Below are 18,727 nucleotides of genomic sequence, written 5' to 3'. Positions count from 1 at the left end.
ATCGACAGATATTGCGATCCGCGGTCCGAGTGGTGCACCAGTTGGTCCTGCGCTGGCCTGCGTTGGTGGATGGCTTGTTCCAAAGCATCCAGAACAAAGCCGGCGTTGGCAGTGCGGCTCACTCGCCAACCGACGATGCGCCTTGCAAAGACATCAATGACGAAGGCTACATACACAAACCCCTGCCAAGTCGCGACATAGGTAAAATCGCTCACCCACAGCACATTTGGTGCGGGCGCGTGGAACTGCCGGTTGACCTTGTCCAGTGGACACGGCAGCGCCTTGTTGGGGATCGTTGTTCTGGGCTTCTTGCCGCGAATGACACCTTCGATGCCAATGTCCTTCATCAATCTGGCAACGGTGCAGCGCGCAATGTCAAAGCCTTCCCTGCGCATCTGATGCCAGACTTTGCGCACGCCATAGACCTTCAGGTTCTCCTCAAAGACTCGTTCAATCCCGGGCTTCAGTTCTTCGTCACGCTTGGCGCGATCCGACAGGCGCGACGGATCGGCCAGCTTGGCCTTGTTGTCGTAGAACGTCGCTGGGGCAATCGGCAGGACGCGGCAGATTGGCTCGACCCCATGATCAGCGCGGTGATCGTCAATGAAGCAGATCATTTCTTGAATGGGCGGTCGAGCTCCGCCTGGGCAAAATATGCGGACGCTTTGCGAAGGATCTCGTTGGCCTGTTTCAGCTCGCGCACCTCGCGTTCCAGCGCCTTCATCTTCTCGGCTTGCTCGGTTGTGATCCCGCCGCGCTGGCCAGTGTCGACCTCGACCTTCTTCACCCATTCGTTCAGCGTTTGCGGCGCACAGCCGATCTTCGCAGAAATCGACACAATCGCCGCCCAGCGGCTTTCATGCTGCCTTGCGCCATCCAAAACCATCCGCACAGCGCGTTCGCGCACTTCCGGTGAATACTTGTTTGTTGTCTTTGTCATGATGCTCCATCCTGCTCATGAGTTGGAGCCTCCGGAAAACCCGGCGCGGTTCAATCTACGCCGCGACAACTGGCGATGTGAATCCCTTCGCGGGCAAGCTGTCGCTTCTGGTCGAGCCGCGCATCACGGGCGATCAATGGTGGATCTTCGGCGATCCCTCGGCGGCGCCCGTGCTGGAGTATGCATATCTCAGCAGCGCGCAGGGCCCGCAAATTTCCAGCCGCGACGGCTGGGAAGTGCTGGGCCGCGAATTCCGCGTCGTGCTGGACTTCGGGGCGGGCGCGGTCGATCACCGCGGCGCCTATCATTCGGCGGGCGGCTGATGGCCAGCCCGGCGCAACTGACCGAGTGGCGGGACCGGCTACAGTCGGCCCGCTTCAGCGGCACCCGCGCGGTGCAGGACGCCAACGGCGATCGGATCGAATACAAGAGCGACTCCGAGATGGCCCGCGCCCTGGCTGCGATCGATGCCGAAATCACCCGACTTCAACAGCGCCGCTTGTCGATCGTGCGCGCGCAGACATCAAAAGGACTCTGATCCATGGCGACGAATTACATTCAACCCGGCCGCATCCTGACCATTCCCGCACCTGAGGCGGTGGCTTCCGGCGGTGTCGTCATCGCTGGCGAGATTGTCGGCATCGCCCAAGGCGACGCGCTGGCGGCCGCGCCGGTCGACGTAGAGGTTGAGGGCGTGTGGGAACTGCCCAAGGTCGCAGCCGATGCGTTCGAGCTGGGCGCGGCGGTCTATTGGGATGAGGCCGAGGAACTGGCCACGGCCACTGCGACGGACAACACGCGGCTGGGCGTCGCGGTCGAAGCCGCAGCGGTCGACGGTGCCACGGTCAAGGTGCGGCTCAGCGGCTTCTGATCCTCTTCCGAGGTCATGAGGGGCGGTGGCGGTTAGGCGCTGCCGCCCTTCTGTGTTTCGGACGCGCTTACATTGAACTGCTGTAAAAGTGTTGTAAGGACCTACCTTCGATGTTGATTGCACTTGCAAAAAATATCCCTCACCGCCCACCAGATTTTACCCGCTGCTTGCCGGAGAGTTCCCGCGATTCCGGGCTTGCCGGCAAGAACGCGATCCCGAAAACGGGCAGCGCCGCTTGTTGACCGATCCCGGGATCGGTTGGTGCGACCATGGCGCCGGAATGAACGACCAAGGTGCCGTCTTCCGAAAATGGCGAAAAAGACCGATTCCGGATGGCCTAGCCTGGTGCCGGATTGCCATCGGCCGATGCCAGCACGCGGGCGTTGAAGCGCGCGATCTCGCGCGGTGTCGGCGTCTGGCCGGTAAAGATCCGGACATAGGTCGGAATGCGCGCCAGCCGCGTATCCAGGTCCTCGCGCGCCTGCATCGAGATATAGCCGATCTGTGTCAGATAGATCGTTCGCGCCCGGACATCGGCACCCTGTTCGGCATGACCCCACCGGATCAGCATGTCGCGCAGCGCGGCAAGGCGGTCCGTATCGGCCGCCTGCGTGCGCGCGCCGATATCCGCCTCCTGCAACGCCCAGCTTCTCACGGCGAATTCCAGTGGTGCGTCGAACATGCCGGTCAGGAAGCAGGCCAGCACGTTCAGCATCGCCTCGGATTGCGTTTCGGCATATTCGGTGCTGGCCCCGACCAGCGGCGCGGTGGTCCGCGCCTCCCACTCGGCGATCAGCGCGGACATCAATGCCTCGCGGTCACCGAAGAACCAGTAAAAGCTGGTTCGCGACAGGCCCAGCCGTCTGGCGAGGGGCTGGATCTTGACGGCATCGATGCCGCCCTCGATCAGCGCCTCATAGGCCGCATCCAGCCAGCCCTGGCGAGAGCCGCGCCATCCTTTGTCGGGGGGGGCAGCCTGTTTCATGGCATCAAGCTGTAAGCGTTATCGCGGCGGGCATCAAGAAATTGTTCTTTCATGTTGTCGCAATGTCCATAAGTGAATTCAAAATTGACACTCATGAACAATTTTGCGAACCTGCACCCGAATTTTCCATCCGGAGGAAGGCAGGACGATGTCGAACGATCCCCTCTTGCGGCCCTATCAGCTGAAGCACCTGACGCTTCGCAACCGGATCATGATCACCAGCCACGAACCGGCCTATCCCGAGGACGGAATGCCCAAGGCCCGCTACCGCGCCTATCATGTCGAGCGCGCGAAGGCGGGGGTGGCGCTGACGATGACGGCGGGTTCTGCCTCGGTCTCGCGCGACAGCCCGCCGGCCTTCAACAATATCCTCGTCTGGAAGGACGAGGTCGTCGGCTGGATGAAGCAGTTGGTCGATGAATGTCACGATCACGGTGCGGCGGTGATGATCCAGCTGACCCATCTGGGCCGTCGCACCCGCTGGGACACGGGCGACTGGTTGCCCGTCCTGGCACCCAGCCATGAACGTGAAGCCGCCCATCGCGCCTTTCCGAAGCGGTTGGAAGACTGGGACATGGCCCGTGTGATCGGCGATTTTGCGGATGCGGCCGAACGCATGAAGGCGGCGGGCGTCGATGGCGTCGAACTGGAGGCCTATGGCCACCTGCTGGAACAATTCTGGTCGCCGCTGACCAACGATCTGGAAGCGCCTTTTGGCGGCAATCTGGACAACCGGCTGCGCTTTGCCTTCGATGTGATCCGGGCGGTCCGCGATCGCTGCGGGACGGATTTCATCGTCGGGCTGCGCTATACCGGCGACCAGGATTTGCCGGGCGGCATGGGCAAGGCCGAGGGGCTGGAGGTTTCGCGCAAGCTGAAGGACAGCGGTCTGGTCGATTTCCTGAACGTCATCCGCGGCCATATCGACACCGATCCCGGCCTGACCGACGTGATCCCGATCCAGGGGATGCGCAGCGCGCCGCATCTGGATTTCGCCGGCGAGATCCGGGCCGCGACGCAGTTTCCCACCTTCCACGCCGCCAGGATCCCCGATGTGGCGACGGCGCGCCATGCGATCGCGTCGGGCAAGCTGGACATGGTCGGCATGACCCGGGCGCACATGGCCGACCCGCATCTGGTCCGCAAGGTGATCGAGGGGCGCGAGGACGACATCCGTCCCTGTGTCGGCGCCAATTACTGTCTTGACCGGATCTATCAGGGCGGCATGGCCTTCTGCATTCACAACCCGGCCACCGGCCGTGAACTGACCATGCCGCATGTGGTCCCCCGGGCGAAAGACAAGCGCCGGATCACCATCGTCGGCGCCGGACCCGCCGGCATGGAGGCTGCCCGCGTCGCCGCCGCGCGCGGCCACGCGGTCGCGGTCTTCGAGGCGGCCGACCGGCCGGGCGGGCAGATCCGGCTGACCGCCCGGCAAGAGCGGCGGCGCGAGATGATCTCGATCATCGACTGGCGGATGGCGCAATGCGAGAAGGCCGGCGTGCGGTTCCACTTCAACACCCTGGCCGATGACCAGGCGGTCATGGCAACCGACCCGGAGGCCGTGATCATCGCCACCGGCGGCCTGCCCCATAGCGAGGTTCTGTCCGCCGGCAATGATCTGGTCTGTTCTGCCTGGGACATCCTGTCGGGCGATGTGAAACCCGGCAGCAATGTGCTGGTCTATGACGATGCGGGCGATCATCCCGGCTTGCAGGCGGCCGATCTGATCGCGGCGACCGGTGCATCTGTCGAGATCGTCACCCCCGACCGCAGCTTCGCACCCGAGGTGATGGCGATGAACCTGGTTCCCTATATGCGCAGCCTCCAGCGGCGCGATGCGACCTTTACGGTCACCTGGCGGCTGACCTCGGTTGTGCGCGTGGGGAACATGCTGCGCGCCATCCTGGGCAGCGATTACGGCGACATGACGCGCGACCGGATGGTCGATCAGGTCGTCGTCAATCACGGAACCCGCCCGCTGGACGATCTCTATTTCGCGCTGAAGCCGCTGTCCTGCAATCTCGGAGAGGTGGATTACGAGGCGCTGAGCACCGGCGCGCCGCAAGACCTGGCCCCGAACCCCGCAGGCCGGTTCCGGCTGTTCCGCATCGGCGATGCGGTGGCCTCGCGCAACACTCACGCCGCGATCTACGACGCCTTGCGGCTGGTCAAGGATCTTTAGCCGTGCGGTCACGGCGGCAGGCCGTCGCCGCCGTTTCCGGCTAGATGTTGTCGCCGCGGATGGCGTCGCAGAGGGCGTCGGTCACCTGCTGCGTCGTTGCGCTGCCGCCGACATCGGGGGTCATCACCCCGTCAGCGCAAACCTTTTCCACCGCGCGCATCAGCCGCGCGGCGGCCCCGGCCTCGCCCAGATGTTCCAGCATTTGCGCGGCCGTCCAGAAGGTCGCGACCGGATTGGCGATGCCCTTGCCGGCGATGTCGAAGGCCGAGCCGTGGATGGGTTCGAACATCGAGGGAAAGCGCCGCTCGGGGTTGATATTGGCAGTCGGTGCCACGCCCAGACTGCCGGCAAGCGCCCCGGCCAGATCGGACAGGATGTCGGCGTGAAGATTGGTCGCCACGATCGTGTCCAGGCTGCGCGGGTTCCTGACCATGCGCACGGTCATCGCATCGACCAGCATCCGGTCCCAGCCTACATCGGGAAATTCGACGGCGATCTCGGCCGCGATCTCGTCCCACATCACCATGCCGAAACGCTGCGCATTCGATTTCGTCACCACCGTCAGCAGCTTGCGCGGCCGCGAGCGGGCCAGCGCAAAGGCATAGCGCATGATCCGGGTGACCGCCGCGCGTGTAAAGATCGCAACCTCGGTGCCAACCTCCTCGGGCATTCCCCTGTGGGCACGGCCGCCATGGCCGGAATATTCGCCCTCGGAATTCTCGCGCACGATCACCCAGTCCAGATCGTCCGCCGTCACGCCGGCCAGGGGCGTCTGGATGCCCGGCAGGATCCTGGTCGGCCGGACATTGGCATATTGGTCAAAGCCCTGACAGATCGGCAGGCGCAACCCCCACAGCGTGATATGATCGGGCACGTCGGGCGCACCGACCGCACCGAAGAAGATCGCATCGAAAGCCTTCAGCTGTTCGGGGCCATCCTCGGGCATCAGCGCGCCGGTTTCCTTGTAGCGCGCCGAACTCCAGTCGAATTCGGTCACGTCCAGATCGAACCCGCCGTCGCGCCGGGCCAGCGTCTCCAGCGCCTGAAGGCCGGCGGCGATCACTTCGGGGCCGATCCCGTCGGCGGGTATGGATGCGATCCTGTAGGTCTTCATCTTCCGCTCCGTCATCCCGTCAGGCCAGTGCGTCGGCGATCGCCGCGCCGCAGGTCTTGGTATCGGCGGTCCCGCCCAGGTCGCGCGTGCGCAGCGCCGGTTCGGCCAGCACACGCTCGATCGCGGCGACGATCTGCGCGGCGGCTTCGGCCTGGCCCAGGTGGTCCAGCATCATCGCGCCGGCCCAGATCTGACCGACCGGATTGGCGATACCCTGTCCGGCGATATCGGGCGCCGATCCGTGGACCGGTTCGAACAGCGACGGGAACCTGCGTTCGGGGTTGATGTTGGCCGAGGGCGCGATGCCGATGGTGCCGGTGCAGGCCGGACCCAGATCGGACAGGATGTCGCCGAACAGGTTCGACGCCACCACGACGTCGAAACGGTCGGGATGCAGCACGAACATCGCGGTCAGGATATCGATGTGATACTTGTCCACGCTGACTGCGGGATAGGACTTTGCCATTTCGGCCACCCGTTCGTCCCAATAGGGCATGGTGATCGCGATGCCGTTCGATTTGGTGGCCGAGGTCAGCCGCCCGCCGCGCCTTTCGGCCAGATCGAAGGCAAAGCGCAGGATGCGATCCACGCCGGTGCGCGTCATCACCGTCTCCTGCATCACGATTTCCCGGTCGGTGCCCGGAAACATCCTGCCGCCGACGGCCGAATATTCGCCCTCGGTGTTCTCGCGCACGACCATCATGTCGATTTCGCCCGCCTTCCGTCCCGCCAGCGGCGAGGTGACGCCGGGCATCAGACGTGCCGGGCGAAGGCTGACATACTGGTCGAATTCGCGTCGGAACTGGATCAGCGACCCCCACAGCGAAACGTGGTCGGGCACCCTATCCGGCATCCCCACCGCGCCGAAGAACAGCGCGTCATGTCCGCCGATCCGGTCCTTCCAGTCATCGGGCATCATCTGGCCGTGCTTGTCGTAGTAGTCGCAGGACGAGAAGTCGAAATCCTCGAACTGGAAGCTGAGACCATAGCGGGCCGCCGCGGCCTGCAGCACACGGACACCTTCGGGCATGACCTCCTTGCCGATGCCATCTCCGGGGATCACCGCTATTCGCGCATGATTCGTGTTCATCTAAGCCTCATGGTTCGTGTTTCGGACGAATCAGAAATACAGTCCCGCCGGCATCCGAAGCAGCAGCACCCGCGCCATCAGCAGCCAGAACAGGCCGACCACGCCAAGGGCGATCAGCACGCGGCGCAGCCACACCAGGCGGCTTGTGCTGTCATGTTCGGCAATCACCATCATTCCCAGAAAGGCGGCCAGCCCGGTGACGGCGAAACCCAGATACGGCATGACGAAGACCCAAAGCCCGAAGACCGCGCCCAGCAACAATCTTCGCCGCGATGTCTCGGCCGCCTCGGGCGGCGAGGCGCGCACGCCCCGGCCGGTCACGGACAGGACCATCAACCCCGCCGACAGAAGAATCAGCAGGATCGAGATGGCGCGCGGAAAGACCGACCCCATCGGGCTGAGCCCGGTCGTGTTGGCCAGCGCCACCGCGCCCAGGGCCACGAAGGCCGCGCCCGCGATCAACGCGCCCCGGTCGGTCGTGCGCGGGCCATCCTGCGGCGCCCTGTCCGTGCGAACCGGATGGCTTTCGGCCTGCATCGCGATCTCGGTCAGCGGCTGGCGGGGCTTTTTCTTCATCCGCCATTCGGCATAGAACGGATAGCCCAGCGACAGCAGCGCGGCGAGGATGATGCCGATGCTGATGGGACGGCCGAAATACATGCCCAACAGATTTCCGGTGGCGTTGCCGATCAGGTAGGTCTGCACGAAGCCCTGTTCCGCGATCTGGCCCAGAACCAGACCCAGCACGATGGGCGAGGGCTGGAAACCGTAGCGGTTCAGCACCCAGCCGACGATTCCCAGCACGAACATCATCTGGACATCGAGAACGTTCGAGTTGATCGCGAACGAGCCGACGACCGTCAGGAAGGCGATGGTCGGCACCAGCAGCGACTTCGGAAAGGCGATGATCGAACGATAGGCATAGCGACCGATCAGCAGGCCCGCCGGCAGCATCAGGATCGTCGCGATCAGCAGGCCGTAGATGAAGGTATAGACGATATTGGCTTCGCTGGTGAAAAGCTGCGGGCCGATCTTGATCCCCTGGACCAGCAGCGCGCCAAGGATGATCGCATCGGGCGGGGTGCCCGGAATTCCCAGCACCAGGGTCGGGATGAAACCGCCTCCGACGGTGGCGTTGTTGGCCGCCTCGGTCGCGATCACGCCATCGGGTTCGCCCTTGCCGAAATTGGCCGATCGGGTCGAGGCGCGCCGGGCCTCGGTATAGCTGACCAGCCCCGCAATGGATCCGCCCGCGCCCGGAAGAATGCCCACGACCGTGCCGATCACCGAAGACCGCGCCACGTTGAATTTCGACGCCCAGGCGATGCCGAAAGCCTCGCGCAGCCGGTAGCCGCGATTATCCAGTTCCACCTTCAGATGCGCGGCGCGGGTGGCGACCAGATCCAGGATCACCGGAACGCAATACAACCCGATCAGGGCCGAGACGACATCGATTCCGCCCAGAAAGGCCGGCAGCCCGCCGGTCAGCCGCACATCCCCGCCGACCACGGCGACGCCGACCATCGACAGAAGCAGACCCAGACAGGCGCCGATCAGACCCTTCAGCGTGTTGCCGACCGACAGCGCCGCGATCAGTGTCAGACCGAAGATCGCCAGCCAGAAATATTCCGGCGGCCCGAAGGCCAGCGCGACGCGCGCCAGCGGCGGCGCCAGAAACAGCAGCGCCAGCGCCCCGACGATCCCGCCGCAGACCGAGGCCAGCGTCGCCAGCGTCACCGCCAGCCCGCCATCGCCGCGCCGCGCCATCGGATAGCCGTCAAAGGTGGTCGCGATCGACGAGGGCGTGCCGGGCGTATTGACCAGGATCGCGGCGAAGGCCCCGCCATAGATGGCGCCGGTATAGATCGCGCCAAGCGCGATCAGACCGGACGCGGGATCCATCGAGAAGGTGAACGGAACCAGGACCGCGACCGCCATCGTGGCCGACAGGCCCGGCAGCGCACCGATGACGGTTCCCAGCACGACGCCCACCAGCGCCAGTGCCAGGTTCAGCGGCGTCAGCGCGTCCAGAAAATAGCCAAGCAGTTCCATTCACCGGGCCTCTTACTGGCCGATGCCCAGAGCCTTGGCGCTGGTTGCGTATTCCTCTTTCATCCGGGCAATGAATTCGGGCATCTTGTCATAGGTGAAGTCGGTCAGCACGAAACCGCCATCCTCCATCTTCTTGACGAAGTCCGGATCGGCATTGATCTCGGACACGATGTCGGAGATGCGCTGACGGAGATCCTCGGGCGTCGAGGCCGGAACCGCGACACCGCGATAGGCGCCTCCGACAAGGTCGAGCCCCAGTTCCTTGAAGGTCGGAACATCGGGGAAGGCGGGCATCCGTTCTTCCGCCGCGACCGCCAGGATCCGCAGCGCGTCGCCCTGCGCGATCGCAGAAGTGGCATAATTGAAGCCCGCCGTCGTCTGCTTGCCCAGAACCGCCGTGATCGACGGACCGGTGCCCGAGAACGGCACATAGGTCGTCGTCGTGCCCGCCGCCGCGTCGAATTGCGCCTGCGCCAGATTGTTGGCCGATTTCGAGCCCGAGCCCGCGAATGTCACCATCCCCGGATTGCTCTTGGCATAGTCGATCAGATCCTGAAGCGTCTTGAATTCGCTGTCTGCCGGCACCAGGATGGCGTTCGGCGTATAGTGGAAATAATTCACCGGCGTCAGGTCGTCGGTGGTATATCCGACATTGCCTTCCATGGGTTGCAGGATCGTGTGGGGCAGGTTGATGCCCATGATCGTATAGCCGTCGCCGGCGATGTCGTTGAGCTGCGACCAGGCCTGCGCGCCGCCGGCACCGGGCTGATACTGGATGATCACGTCCTGACCGGTATATTTCTTCCACACCGATTGCTGGAAGCGCGCCGAGATATCGGATTCTCCGCCGGCATCGAAGGGGATGATATAGGTCATCGCCTTGGTCGGAAAATCGGCCGTCGATTGCGACGCGACAGGCCATGCCGCCAGTGCGGCCAAGGTGGCGGTCGCGGCGAATAGCGTTCTGATCTTCATGGTTTCCTCCCTGACAGATTGACCCGAAGACGATCCAACGCCTTCGGGCGGCCGGAATCCCGCCGTGGTTCGTGGGACTTTCCCCGATCGGGTCCCGGATTCGTCGGGCCTGTCCTCTCAGACCCTACGGAAACTGTAGTCGATGAAACGGGGGCTGGGAAATTCCGGTTATTCACATCATTATTGATTTGAGGGAACAGATGGGATGACCATGCCGGCCGTGACGGACATGCATTTCTTCGCCGTCGTGGCGCAGCGCAGCACCTTGTCCGAGGCGGCGCTGGATCTGGGGCTGACGGCATCCGCGGTCAGCCGCAGGCTGGCCCGTCTGGAGAACCGGCTGGGCGTGCGGCTGGTCAATCGCACCACGCGGCGTCTTGGCCTGACCTCGGAGGGCGAAGCCTATCTGCGCGCCTCGCGGGACATCCTGGGCCGGATCGCCTTGGCCGAAGACGCGATATCGGCCACGCGGGCCGCGCCGCAGGGGCCGCTGCGGGTCAACGCCACGTTCCAGTTCGGCCGCGAACATGTCGCGCCCGCGCTTGCGGTCTTTGCGGCGCGCTTTCCCGATGTCCAGGCGCAACTGGTGCTGACCGATGCGCCTGCAAATCTTGTCGAGGACGGATTCGACCTGCAGATCAAGTTCGGCGAGCCAACCGCGACGCGCAATGTGATGGCGCTGCTGCTGCGCAACCGCCGTGTCCTGATCGCCTCGCCGGAATACCTGCGTGCGCATGGCAGGCCGAAACGGCTGTCCGATCTGGAAGATCACGCCTGCATCGCTCTGCGGCAGGAACACGCGGCCTATGACGTGTGGCGCTTCGGCGACGATGACAGCGTGCGCATAAGAAGCGGGCTTTCGACCAATGACGGAGAAATCGCCGTCTCCTGGGTTCTGGGCGGGCATGGCATCATGCTGCGCTCCGAATGGGACATCGCGCGCCATGTCAGGGCAGGGCGGCTGGAGGTGGTGTTGCCGCGCCACGCGATGCGGGCGGATATCTTCGCCGTCTATCCCGAACGGCTGAACCTTTCGGCAAAGGTGCGCATGTTCATCGACATCCTGCGCGACCGCATCCGCGAGCAATCGTCCCGCCTCCAGCTTCCATAGGCGCCGGGGCGATGCCGCGCTTGGCGGTTCAAAATCCCGCGGTCCGGGATCCGGGGCCGCGATTGGCCGTGGCCAGGATCGCCGCGACATCGTAAGGCGGTGCAATGCCGGCAGAAGCAGGGAGGTTCAGCCATGCGCATCATCGACATTCGCGAAACGACCAGGCCGATCGCATCACCGATCCGCAACGCCTATATCGATTTCAGCAAGATGACGATCAGTCTGGTCGCCGTCGTGACAGATGTGGTCCGCGACGGCCGCCGGGTCGTGGGATACGGGTTCAATTCGAACGGCCGATACGGTCAGGGCGGGCTTATCCGGGAACGTTTCCGCGACCGGATCCTGGAGGCCGCGCCCGAAAGCCTGATGAACGAGGCCGGCGACAACCTGGATCCGCATCGGATCTGGGCGGCGATGATGGGCAATGAAAAGCCGGGCGGGCATGGCGAAAGATCGGTCGCGGTGGGCACGATCGACATGGCGGTCTGGGACGCGGTGGCCAAGATCGCCGGCAAGCCGCTGTTCCGCCTGCTGGCCCGGATGCATGACCGCAAGGCCGATCCGCGGGTCTTCGTCTATGCCGCCGGTGGCTACTATTATCCCGGCAAGGACAACGGCGCCTTGCGGGCCGAGATGCGCAGCTACCTGGATCGGGGCTATACCGTCGTGAAGATGAAGATCGGCGGTGCCCCGATCGACGAGGACCGTGCCCGGATCGAGGCCGTCCTGGACGAGATCGGCTCGCAGGCGCAACTGGCGGTCGATGCCAATGGCCGTTTCGATCTGGAAACCGGCATTGCCTATGCGAAGATGCTGCGTGATTACCCGCTGTTCTGGTACGAGGAAATCGGCGATCCGCTGGATTTCGCGCTTCAGGCCGCGATGTCGGAATTCTACGATCCGCCGATGGCCACGGGCGAGAACCTGTTCTCGCATCAGGATGCCCGCAACCTCTTGCGCTATGGCGGGATGCGCCCGGACCGCGACTTTTTGCAATTCGACTGCGCTCTGTCCTACGGGCTTGTCGAATATCTGCGGACGCTTGATGTGCTGCGCCAGTTCGGCTGGTCGCCCAGACGCTGCATTCCGCATGGCGGCCATCAGATGTCGCTGAACATCGCGGCGGGCCTTGGTCTGGGCGGCAATGAAAGCTATCCCGACCTGTTTCAGCCCTATGGCGGCTTTCCCGACGGCGTCGCCGTCGAGGAGGGCCACATCACCATGCCGGACCTTCCGGGTATCGGGTTCGAGGGCAAGGCCGATCTTGCCGCCGAGATGAGGTCGCTGGCCGAATAGCGATTCGTTGGCCCGGGCCGCCGGACCGATCCGCGTATTGACCAGAAGGGGCGCGCGCAGCGGGATCGAACGGGCGATGAGGGACGGCGGCGGGGCGCCCGACAGGGCCCGGGCATGGGCATGGGCATGGTTCAGAGAAGATCCTCGATCCGGATCGGGAAATGCCTGATCCGCCGTCCTGTCGCGTGCCAGATGGCATTGGCGATGGCGCCGACGGTTCCGGTGATGCCGATCTCGCCCACGCCCTTGATGCCAAGCGCGTTCACATAGGGATCATCCTCGTGGATGGTGATCACCTCCAGATCGCGGATATCGGCGTTGACCGGTATGTGATAGCCGGCGAAATCGGCGTTCATGATCCGTCCGGTGCGGGGATCGTGCTGCGCCTTTTCGTGCAGCGCGAACGAGACGCCCCAGATCATGCCGCCCATCAGCTGGCTTTCGGCGAGACGCGGATTGATGATCCGTCCCGCCGCGAAGGCGCCGACCAGACGGGTCACGCGCATCTGGCACAGGTCGGGATCGATCTTCACCTCGGCGAAGACGGCGCCATGTGCGTTCATGGCACGGTTTTCGGCATCTTCCGGCTTGCGAAAGGCGCTGCCCTGGCCTTCCAGTTGCTCAAGTCCCGCTCGGTGCAGGATGGCGGCCAGATCCTCGCCGCGCGCGGGGTCGCCCTCGACCTCGATCCGGCCGTCGCGGGCCTGGAAGGTCGCGTTGTCCGCGCCGTGCAGCGGCGAGGCGGGATCGGCCGCCGCCATGCTGCCAAGCTGGCGGATCACGTCGCGCCCCGATGCATCCAGGGCGCTGCCCGCTGTCGCCGTATGCCCCGAACCGCCCGCGATACCGCCATCGGGCAGGGTCGAATTGCCGGACCGGAACTCGATCTTCTCGATCGGCAGGCCAAGACTGTCGGCGGCGATCTGGGCCAGCGCCGTCCATGCGCCCTGTCCCATGTCGGCGGCCGATGTCTCGAACAGGGCGGTGCCGTCGGCGCGCAGGGTGGCACGGGCATCGGCGGCAAACATGGGGCAGGGAAACAGCGCCGTGCCCATGCCCCAGCCGACCAGCATCCCGTCCGCGTCCTGCATCTGGCGCGGTGCAAGCGGTCGCCGGGACCAGCCGAAACGACGCGCCCCCTCGGCATAGCATTCACGCAGCGCCTTGGACGAATAGGGTTTGCCCGTTCCGGGCTCGGTCTTGGCGTAATTGCGCAGCCGGAACTCCAGCGGATCGAGGCCCGTCGCCTCGGCCATTTCGTCCATCGCGCATTCCAGCGCGGCCGAACCGGACGCCTCGCCGGGGGCCCGCATCGGGCTGGGCGTGCCGACATCCAGCCGTACGCCGCGATGGGTCGAACGCAGCGCCTGCGCCGCGTAGAGCCCCTGCGAGGCATTCGCGGCCGGTTCCAGAAAGTCGTCGAAACTGGAGGTTTCCGACACCCCCTCGTGATCGATGAAGCTCAGCGCCGCCGCGTCATCGGTGCCCAGCCGCAGCCGCTGCCGTGTGGCGCCGCGATGGCCGACGGGGCCGAACATCTGCTGGCGCGTCAGCATCAGCTTGACCGGGCGGCCGGTCATCCTTGCGGCCAGGATCGCCAGAACCTGCGGCCCCGTCGGGATCGCCTTGGACCCGAATCCGCCGCCCAGAAAGGGGCTGCGCAGGGTGACGTTGCCGGCCGGAATGCCGAAGAAATGTGCGTATCTCGCACAGGACAGCACAAGCGCCTGACTGGGCATGTCCAGAATCAGCCGGTCGCCGTCCCATTGCGCCACGACCGCGTGCGTTTCCATCGCGTTGTGATATTGCGGCGCGGTCTCGTAGGTCACGTCGATGCCTTGCGCGGCGGAATTCCTGGCGGTCTGCATGTCGCCATGCTCGACATCGGCGGGTCTGCCAAGGGCGCCGGGCTCCAGCGCCTCCGGCTCGTTCTGGTCCAGGGCGATGCGGGGCGTCATCGTCTCGTAGCGCGGGTTCAGAAGGCGCGCGCCCTCGGTCGCGGCTTCGATGGTCTCGCCCAGAACCATGGCGATCGGCTGACCGGCATAGCGGACCGTGTCGTCCTGAAGCACCTCGATGCGGAACGAGAACATCGTCGGCTTTTCGGACGGATCGCCCTGAAGCGGCGGGCGGTTCTGCGGCGTCATCACATGGCTCACGCCGGGATGCGCCTCGGCCGCCGCGACATCCAGATGCGCGACCCGGCCGCGGGCGATCGTGGCCGGCAGACAGACCGCGTAAAGCAGGTTCCGGGGGTGGTTGTCGGCGGCGAAGGTCGCGGTGCCGGTTACCTTGGCAAGACCGTCGCGCCGCGTCAGCGGCTGGCCGGAATTCGATCCGAAGCGCATCGGGCGGGACATGGTATCAGACATGGGCAGGCTCCTCGCCGGCGAAGACAGAGGCGGGGAGCGCCGGCATCCGCGCCGGCGTGCCCCGTGCGGCAAGCGCCAGCGCGCGGGCGGCGACGCGCCGGGCGATCGGGATCTTCCAGGCATTGTCATGCGCCGGCACGGCATCCGACAGGGCCGCCTCGGCGGCGCGGTCGAACAGGGCCGCGTCGGGCGCGTGACCGGTCAGCAGTGCCTCGGCCTCGGCGGCCCTCCAGGGTTTCGCGGCGACCGCGCCCAGGGCCAGGCGCGCGCCCGTGATGATCCCGCCCTCGATTTTCAGCGCCGCGGCAGCCGAGACCGTGGCGAAGGCGAAAGAGGTCCGGTCTCGCAGTTTCAGATAGCGCGCGTGACCTGCGAATTCCGCCGCGGCGGCGGGCAGGCGCAGGGCCAGGATCAGTTCGCCCGGTTCCAGCGCCGTTTCGCGATCAGGCGTCGTGCCGGGCAGATGGTGAAAATCGGCGAAAGCGATTTCGCGCGCGCCGTTCGGGCCGATTACCTCGACCACCGCGTCCAGCGCCGCCAGCGGAACGCAGAAATCCGACGGATGGGTGGCGATGCAATCATCGCTCCAGCCCAGCACCGCGTAATTGTCGCCGACGCCGCCGCGCGCATCGCAACCGGTGCCGGGCCGACGCTTGTTGCAGGCGGTCTCGGGGTTCTGGAAATAGGGGCAGCGCGTGCGCTGCATCAGGTTGCCGGCCACGGTCGCGGCATTGCGCAACTGGCCCGAGGCCCCCGACAGCAGCGCCTCGGCCACCATCGGAAAGCGGCGGGCGAAATCGGCGTCGCGGGCCAGATCGGCATTGCCGACCCGCGCGCCGATCCGGGTGGCGCCCTCCGCCCCGGTCTCGATCCGGTCGAGGCCGGGCAGCCGGCCAAGATCGATCAGCCGATCCGGCTGCGCCGCCCCGGTCTTCATCAGATCGACCAGATTGGTGCCCCCGCCCAGCCAGGCCGCGCCCGGACGCCAGGCGGCGATGGCCTCGTCGATGCTGGCGGGCCGGATGAAATCGAACATCTTCATGCCGTGCCCTCCTGTTCGGCTTCGGCCATGCGGCGGGTTGCCTGCTGCACGGCGCGGGTGATGCCGTGATAGGCGGCGCAGCGGCACAGATTGCCGCTCATTCCCTCGCGGATGCGTTCGAGGTCCTCGCCCGCGCTCGCCTCGGCAATCAGGCCGACCGCGCTCATGATCTGGCCGGGGGTGCAATAGCCGCATTGGAACCCGTCATTTTCGATGAAGGCGGTCTGCACCGGATGCAGCGCATCGCCCTGGGCCAGCCCCTCGATCGTGGTGATCCGGGCGCCGTCCAGCGTTGCCGCCAGCGTCAGGCAGGAATTGATCCGCCGGCCGTTCACAAGAACCGTGCAGGCGCCGCACTGGCCGCGATCGCAACCCTTCTTGGTGCCGGGCAGGCCCAGCCTTTCGCGCAGAAGATCCAGCAGCGTGACGCGGGGATCGTCGATCGTCAAATCGCGCCGCGTGCCATTGACGGTGAAAGAGATGGAGAGTGACATGCGTCCTCCCTTGATGTGGCGGTGGGGGTGAAACCGGCATCTCGCCCAGGGGCGATCAGGCCCCGTGGCGAGGTGCTGGACAGTTCGGCCTGCCTGCTGCGCGTATCGTGAGGAATGCCTCCGTTCTGGCGGCCGGGAATGGACCTTGCCCGAAACGCGCAAGACCGGACCGCGTTCCCTGCGGTCGGGGCCTGTTTCGAATGAAGGATGCCGTTTGCGATGCCGGCATCGAACGCCGCCGTCAGGCAAAGGTCAAGGCCCGGCGCGAATTTCGCGGCCTTCCGCGCCTGCGCGGAGCCGTGAAAACGGGCGCCGGCTGCATCAGGCAACCGGCGCGGCAGGACCGGTCATTCCGGCTTGGCGATCTCCAGCTTGACCGAGGCATACCATTCCGCCGCTGCCCGCATCTGATCGTCGTCGAGACTTTCGGCGATGGGCTGCATGATCTCGCTGGGGCGGCTGCCCTGACGGAACGCCTTCAACTGGCTCAGCAGATAGATGCTGTTTTCGCCCGCCAGATCGGGTGTGTCATCATCCATCCCCATTCCGTCCACCCCGTGACAAGAGACACAGGATTCGGGTGCGCCCGAGGGATCGGCGGTCAGCGTCGCCACCGCCGTCTGCGAGGAATACCAGGCCGCCAGATCGGCGATCTGCTGGTCCGACAGGGCGGCGGCGACGACCGACATCATCTCGTTCTGCCGGGTGCCGCTGCGAAAAGCAGTCAACTGGCTGGCGAGAAAGCTGGCGGGTTCGCCGCCGATGCTGGGCGCGGCGGGCATTTTCGCCGCGCCCTCGATTCCGTGACAGGTGCGGCATTGCCCGGCCAGCTTGCGGCCCGAGGCGGGATCGCCCGCGACCTCTTGCGACAGGGCGGCACCGGCGAGCCACAGCCCGCCCAGTGCCATCGAAAGGATCGCGACCCTCATTCGCCGTAGCTGATTCGGTAGACCGCGCCGGCGAGATCGTCCGAAACCAGGAGCGATCCGTCGCGCAGTTGCGCCACATCGACGGGCCGGCCCAGATATTCGTCATTCTCGTCGATCCAGCCCTCGGCAAAGGGTTCGGTCGTGGCGCTGCCGTCCTCGGCGACATAGGTGACCATGACCCGCGCGCCGACCGGAGTGGTGCGGTTCCATGATCCGTGCTGGGCCGAGAAGATCGCGCCGCGATATTTTTCCGGGAACATGCTGCCGGTGTAGAAGGTCATGCCCAGATCGGCTGCATGGGCGGTCATCTCGACGGCGGGCATCACGACATCGGCCGGCGGATCCTGATCCTTGTATTCGACGGTGCGCACATCGCCGCCGCCATACCACGGAAAGCCGAAATTCTGGCCGGCTTCGGTGACATGGTTGATCTCTCCGGGTGGAATGTCGTCGCCCATTCCGTCCACCTGGTTGTCGGTGAACCACAGATCGCCCGTATCGGGATCGAAATCCATCCCGACCGAGTTGCGGATGCCGCGGGCGAAGACCTCGCGTCCGGTTCCGTCGGTATTGATGCGGATGATGCCGCCCAACCCGTATTTGTCATACTTCTCCATCTTTTCCGGTGGGGGGACATTGAAGGGCTGACCAAGCGCGATGTAGAGCTTGCCGTCGGGTCCGATGTCGCAGACCCGCGCGGTGTGGTTGAAGCTTTCCTCGTCCGGGGGAATCAGATCGCCCTGTTTCAGGACGCTGAATGCCGCCACATCCGGGCTTTCATAGAAGAACTCGGCCGCGGGGAACAGCAGCACGCGGTTCTGTTCGGCGATATAAAGAAAGCCGTCCTTGGAAAAGCACGGCCCGTTGGGGATGGTGAAGGCCAGCGAGGGCGCGAAATCCTTCACCTCGTCGGCGACGCGGTCCTTGTTGCGGTCGGTGATGGACCAGACCTTGTCCTTGCGGGTGCCGACAAAGGTGACGATGCCCTGTGGACCCACGGCCATGTTGCGGGCGTCGGGAACCACCGCATAGAGCGCGATCTTGAAGCCCTGCGGCAGCTTGATCTTTTCCAGCGTCTTCTTGATTCCGTCGGCATAATCGCCGGTCTGATCGATATAGGTGAACTCCGTCGTTCCTGTGGATTTGAAGTTCGACAGCTTGTCCAGATTGTCGGGCACATCCGTATTCTGTGCGACGGCAGCCGTCGCCATCAATGCGGCCGCGGCCGCCCCCAGCATGAGCGTGTTCATTCCATCCCTCCCTGTGTCATC

General features: G+C 65.1%; 16 protein-coding genes, 1 pseudogene and 1 other annotated feature. Of the genes and pseudogenes, 6 read left to right on the top strand and 11 right to left on the bottom strand.

The features are described from left to right. A pseudogene (locus tag AC13CR_RS09350) lies at positions 1 to 940 on the bottom strand (IS3 family transposase); the annotation flags it as partial. Then, positions 543 to 659 (bottom strand) — a sequence feature (AL1L pseudoknot). It overlaps the preceding pseudogene by 117 nt. Before the next feature lie 17 nt (positions 941 to 957). On the opposite strand from AC13CR_RS09350, the gene AC13CR_RS09345 reads away from it, so the two are divergent. From AC13CR_RS09345 to AC13CR_RS09335, 3 genes are read left to right on the top strand one after another with little or no spacing between them, the layout of a single operon-like run. Beyond that, positions 958 to 1,263, top strand: coding sequence for a phage major capsid protein (locus AC13CR_RS09345; protein ID WP_446232057.1), 306 nt, complete (start codon positions 958 to 960; stop codon positions 1,261 to 1,263). Continuing rightward, positions 1,263 to 1,478 (top strand): phage head-tail joining protein, encoded by a 216-nt coding sequence (locus AC13CR_RS09340; protein ID WP_446232056.1) that lies wholly within the window; start codon positions 1,263 to 1,265, stop codon positions 1,476 to 1,478. Before AC13CR_RS09345 ends, AC13CR_RS09340 begins: the two co-directional genes overlap by 1 nt. Before the next feature lie 3 nt (positions 1,479 to 1,481). Beyond that, entirely contained in the window at positions 1,482 to 1,811 is a 330-nt protein-coding gene (locus AC13CR_RS09335; protein WP_446232055.1) for a DUF2190 family protein, read from the top strand. A gap of 337 nt (positions 1,812 to 2,148) precedes the next feature. On the opposite strand, the gene AC13CR_RS09330 is transcribed toward AC13CR_RS09335, so the two are convergent. Continuing rightward, positions 2,149 to 2,796, bottom strand: a complete 648-nt coding sequence (locus AC13CR_RS09330; RefSeq protein ID WP_335661905.1) for a TetR/AcrR family transcriptional regulator — start codon at positions 2,794 to 2,796, stop codon at positions 2,149 to 2,151. 148 nt (positions 2,797 to 2,944) lie between these two features. On the opposite strand from AC13CR_RS09330, the gene hpbA reads away from it, so the two are divergent. Then, the gene (gene hpbA, locus AC13CR_RS09325) at positions 2,945 to 4,981 is read left to right on the top strand and encodes an N-methyl-L-proline N-demethylase HpbA (protein WP_292958671.1); all 2,037 of its coding nucleotides are present in this window, start codon (positions 2,945 to 2,947) and stop codon (positions 4,979 to 4,981) included. Positions 4,982 to 5,021: 40 nt separating this feature from the next. Here hpbA and AC13CR_RS09320 read toward each other — a convergent pair whose 3' ends face one another. Genes AC13CR_RS09320 through AC13CR_RS09305 form a run of 4 tightly spaced genes read right to left on the bottom strand, consistent with a single transcriptional unit; the run spans position 5,022 to position 10,212 of the window. Next, entirely contained in the window at positions 5,022 to 6,095 is a 1,074-nt protein-coding gene (locus AC13CR_RS09320; protein ID WP_292958673.1) for a tartrate dehydrogenase, read from the bottom strand. Positions 6,096 to 6,114: 19 nt separating this feature from the next. Beyond that, complete coding sequence (locus AC13CR_RS09315; protein WP_292978297.1) at positions 6,115 to 7,185, bottom strand: tartrate dehydrogenase; 1,071 nt, start codon at positions 7,183 to 7,185, stop codon at positions 6,115 to 6,117. A gap of 30 nt (positions 7,186 to 7,215) precedes the next feature. After that, positions 7,216 to 9,237 carry a tripartite tricarboxylate transporter permease gene (locus AC13CR_RS09310; protein ID WP_446232053.1) on the bottom strand — a complete coding sequence of 674 codons (2,022 nt, stop codon included), beginning with the start codon at positions 9,235 to 9,237 and terminating at the stop codon, positions 7,216 to 7,218. A 12-nt stretch (positions 9,238 to 9,249) separates the two neighbouring features. Further along, the gene (locus AC13CR_RS09305) at positions 9,250 to 10,212 is read right to left on the bottom strand and encodes a tripartite tricarboxylate transporter substrate binding protein (protein ID WP_292958679.1); all 963 of its coding nucleotides are present in this window, start codon (positions 10,210 to 10,212) and stop codon (positions 9,250 to 9,252) included. A 205-nt stretch (positions 10,213 to 10,417) separates the two neighbouring features. Here AC13CR_RS09305 and AC13CR_RS09300 point away from each other — a divergent pair, with 205 nt between their 5' ends. Further along, on the top strand, positions 10,418 to 11,323 hold the full coding sequence (locus AC13CR_RS09300; protein WP_292958681.1) for a LysR family transcriptional regulator: 906 nt from the start codon (positions 10,418 to 10,420) through the stop codon (positions 11,321 to 11,323). 132 nt (positions 11,324 to 11,455) lie between these two features. Further along, complete coding sequence (locus AC13CR_RS09295) at positions 11,456 to 12,619, top strand: mandelate racemase/muconate lactonizing enzyme family protein (RefSeq protein ID WP_293013758.1); 1,164 nt, start codon at positions 11,456 to 11,458, stop codon at positions 12,617 to 12,619. A gap of 131 nt (positions 12,620 to 12,750) precedes the next feature. Here AC13CR_RS09295 and AC13CR_RS09290 read toward each other — a convergent pair whose 3' ends face one another. From AC13CR_RS09290 to AC13CR_RS09270, 5 genes are all read right to left on the bottom strand, one after another. Further along, complete coding sequence (locus AC13CR_RS09290; protein WP_482900789.1) at positions 12,751 to 14,991, bottom strand: xanthine dehydrogenase family protein molybdopterin-binding subunit; 2,241 nt, start codon at positions 14,989 to 14,991, stop codon at positions 12,751 to 12,753. Further along, positions 14,984 to 16,033, bottom strand: a complete 1,050-nt coding sequence (locus AC13CR_RS09285) for an FAD binding domain-containing protein (RefSeq protein ID WP_335661911.1) — start codon at positions 16,031 to 16,033, stop codon at positions 14,984 to 14,986. Before AC13CR_RS09285 ends, AC13CR_RS09290 begins: the two co-directional genes overlap by 8 nt. Continuing rightward, entirely contained in the window at positions 16,030 to 16,527 is a 498-nt protein-coding gene (locus AC13CR_RS09280; RefSeq protein ID WP_292958689.1) for a (2Fe-2S)-binding protein, read from the bottom strand. Before AC13CR_RS09280 ends, AC13CR_RS09285 begins: the two co-directional genes overlap by 4 nt. Positions 16,528 to 16,874: 347 nt before the next feature. After that, positions 16,875 to 17,456 carry a c-type cytochrome gene (locus AC13CR_RS09275; RefSeq protein ID WP_292958691.1) on the bottom strand — a complete coding sequence of 194 codons (582 nt, stop codon included), beginning with the start codon at positions 17,454 to 17,456 and terminating at the stop codon, positions 16,875 to 16,877. Next, entirely contained in the window at positions 17,453 to 18,706 is a 1,254-nt protein-coding gene (locus AC13CR_RS09270; RefSeq protein ID WP_414692191.1) for a PQQ-dependent sugar dehydrogenase, read from the bottom strand. The genes AC13CR_RS09275 and AC13CR_RS09270 overlap by 4 nt, the downstream gene beginning before the upstream one ends. Positions 18,707 to 18,727: the final 21 nt, after the last annotated feature.

This window comes from Paracoccus sp. L-17 (genome assembly GCF_056857655.1).
This window is presented reverse-complemented; position numbering and strand designations above follow the sequence as displayed.

Coding starts and splice junctions, on each gene's coding strand:
- AC13CR_RS09345 (WP_446232057.1), top strand. CDS start 958: ATGAGTTGGAGCCTCCGGAAAACCCGGCGCGGTTCAATCTACGCCGCG.
- AC13CR_RS09340 (WP_446232056.1), top strand. CDS start 1,263: ATGGCCAGCCCGGCGCAACTGACCGAGTGGCGGGACCGGCTACAGTCG.
- AC13CR_RS09335 (WP_446232055.1), top strand. CDS start 1,482: ATGGCGACGAATTACATTCAACCCGGCCGCATCCTGACCATTCCCGCA.
- AC13CR_RS09330 (WP_335661905.1), bottom strand. CDS start 2,796: ATGAAACAGGCTGCCCCCCCCGACAAAGGATGGCGCGGCTCTCGCCAG.
- hpbA (WP_292958671.1), top strand. CDS start 2,945: ATGTCGAACGATCCCCTCTTGCGGCCCTATCAGCTGAAGCACCTGACG.
- AC13CR_RS09320 (WP_292958673.1), bottom strand. CDS start 6,095: ATGAAGACCTACAGGATCGCATCCATACCCGCCGACGGGATCGGCCCC.
- AC13CR_RS09315 (WP_292978297.1), bottom strand. CDS start 7,185: ATGAACACGAATCATGCGCGAATAGCGGTGATCCCCGGAGATGGCATC.
- AC13CR_RS09310 (WP_446232053.1), bottom strand. CDS start 9,237: ATGGAACTGCTTGGCTATTTTCTGGACGCGCTGACGCCGCTGAACCTG.
- AC13CR_RS09305 (WP_292958679.1), bottom strand. CDS start 10,212: ATGAAGATCAGAACGCTATTCGCCGCGACCGCCACCTTGGCCGCACTG.
- AC13CR_RS09300 (WP_292958681.1), top strand. CDS start 10,418: ATGACCATGCCGGCCGTGACGGACATGCATTTCTTCGCCGTCGTGGCG.
- AC13CR_RS09295 (WP_293013758.1), top strand. CDS start 11,456: ATGCGCATCATCGACATTCGCGAAACGACCAGGCCGATCGCATCACCG.
- AC13CR_RS09290 (WP_482900789.1), bottom strand. CDS start 14,991: ATGTCTGATACCATGTCCCGCCCGATGCGCTTCGGATCGAATTCCGGC.
- AC13CR_RS09285 (WP_335661911.1), bottom strand. CDS start 16,033: ATGAAGATGTTCGATTTCATCCGGCCCGCCAGCATCGACGAGGCCATC.
- AC13CR_RS09280 (WP_292958689.1), bottom strand. CDS start 16,527: ATGTCACTCTCCATCTCTTTCACCGTCAATGGCACGCGGCGCGATTTG.
- AC13CR_RS09275 (WP_292958691.1), bottom strand. CDS start 17,456: ATGAGGGTCGCGATCCTTTCGATGGCACTGGGCGGGCTGTGGCTCGCC.
- AC13CR_RS09270 (WP_414692191.1), bottom strand. CDS start 18,706: ATGAACACGCTCATGCTGGGGGCGGCCGCGGCCGCATTGATGGCGACG.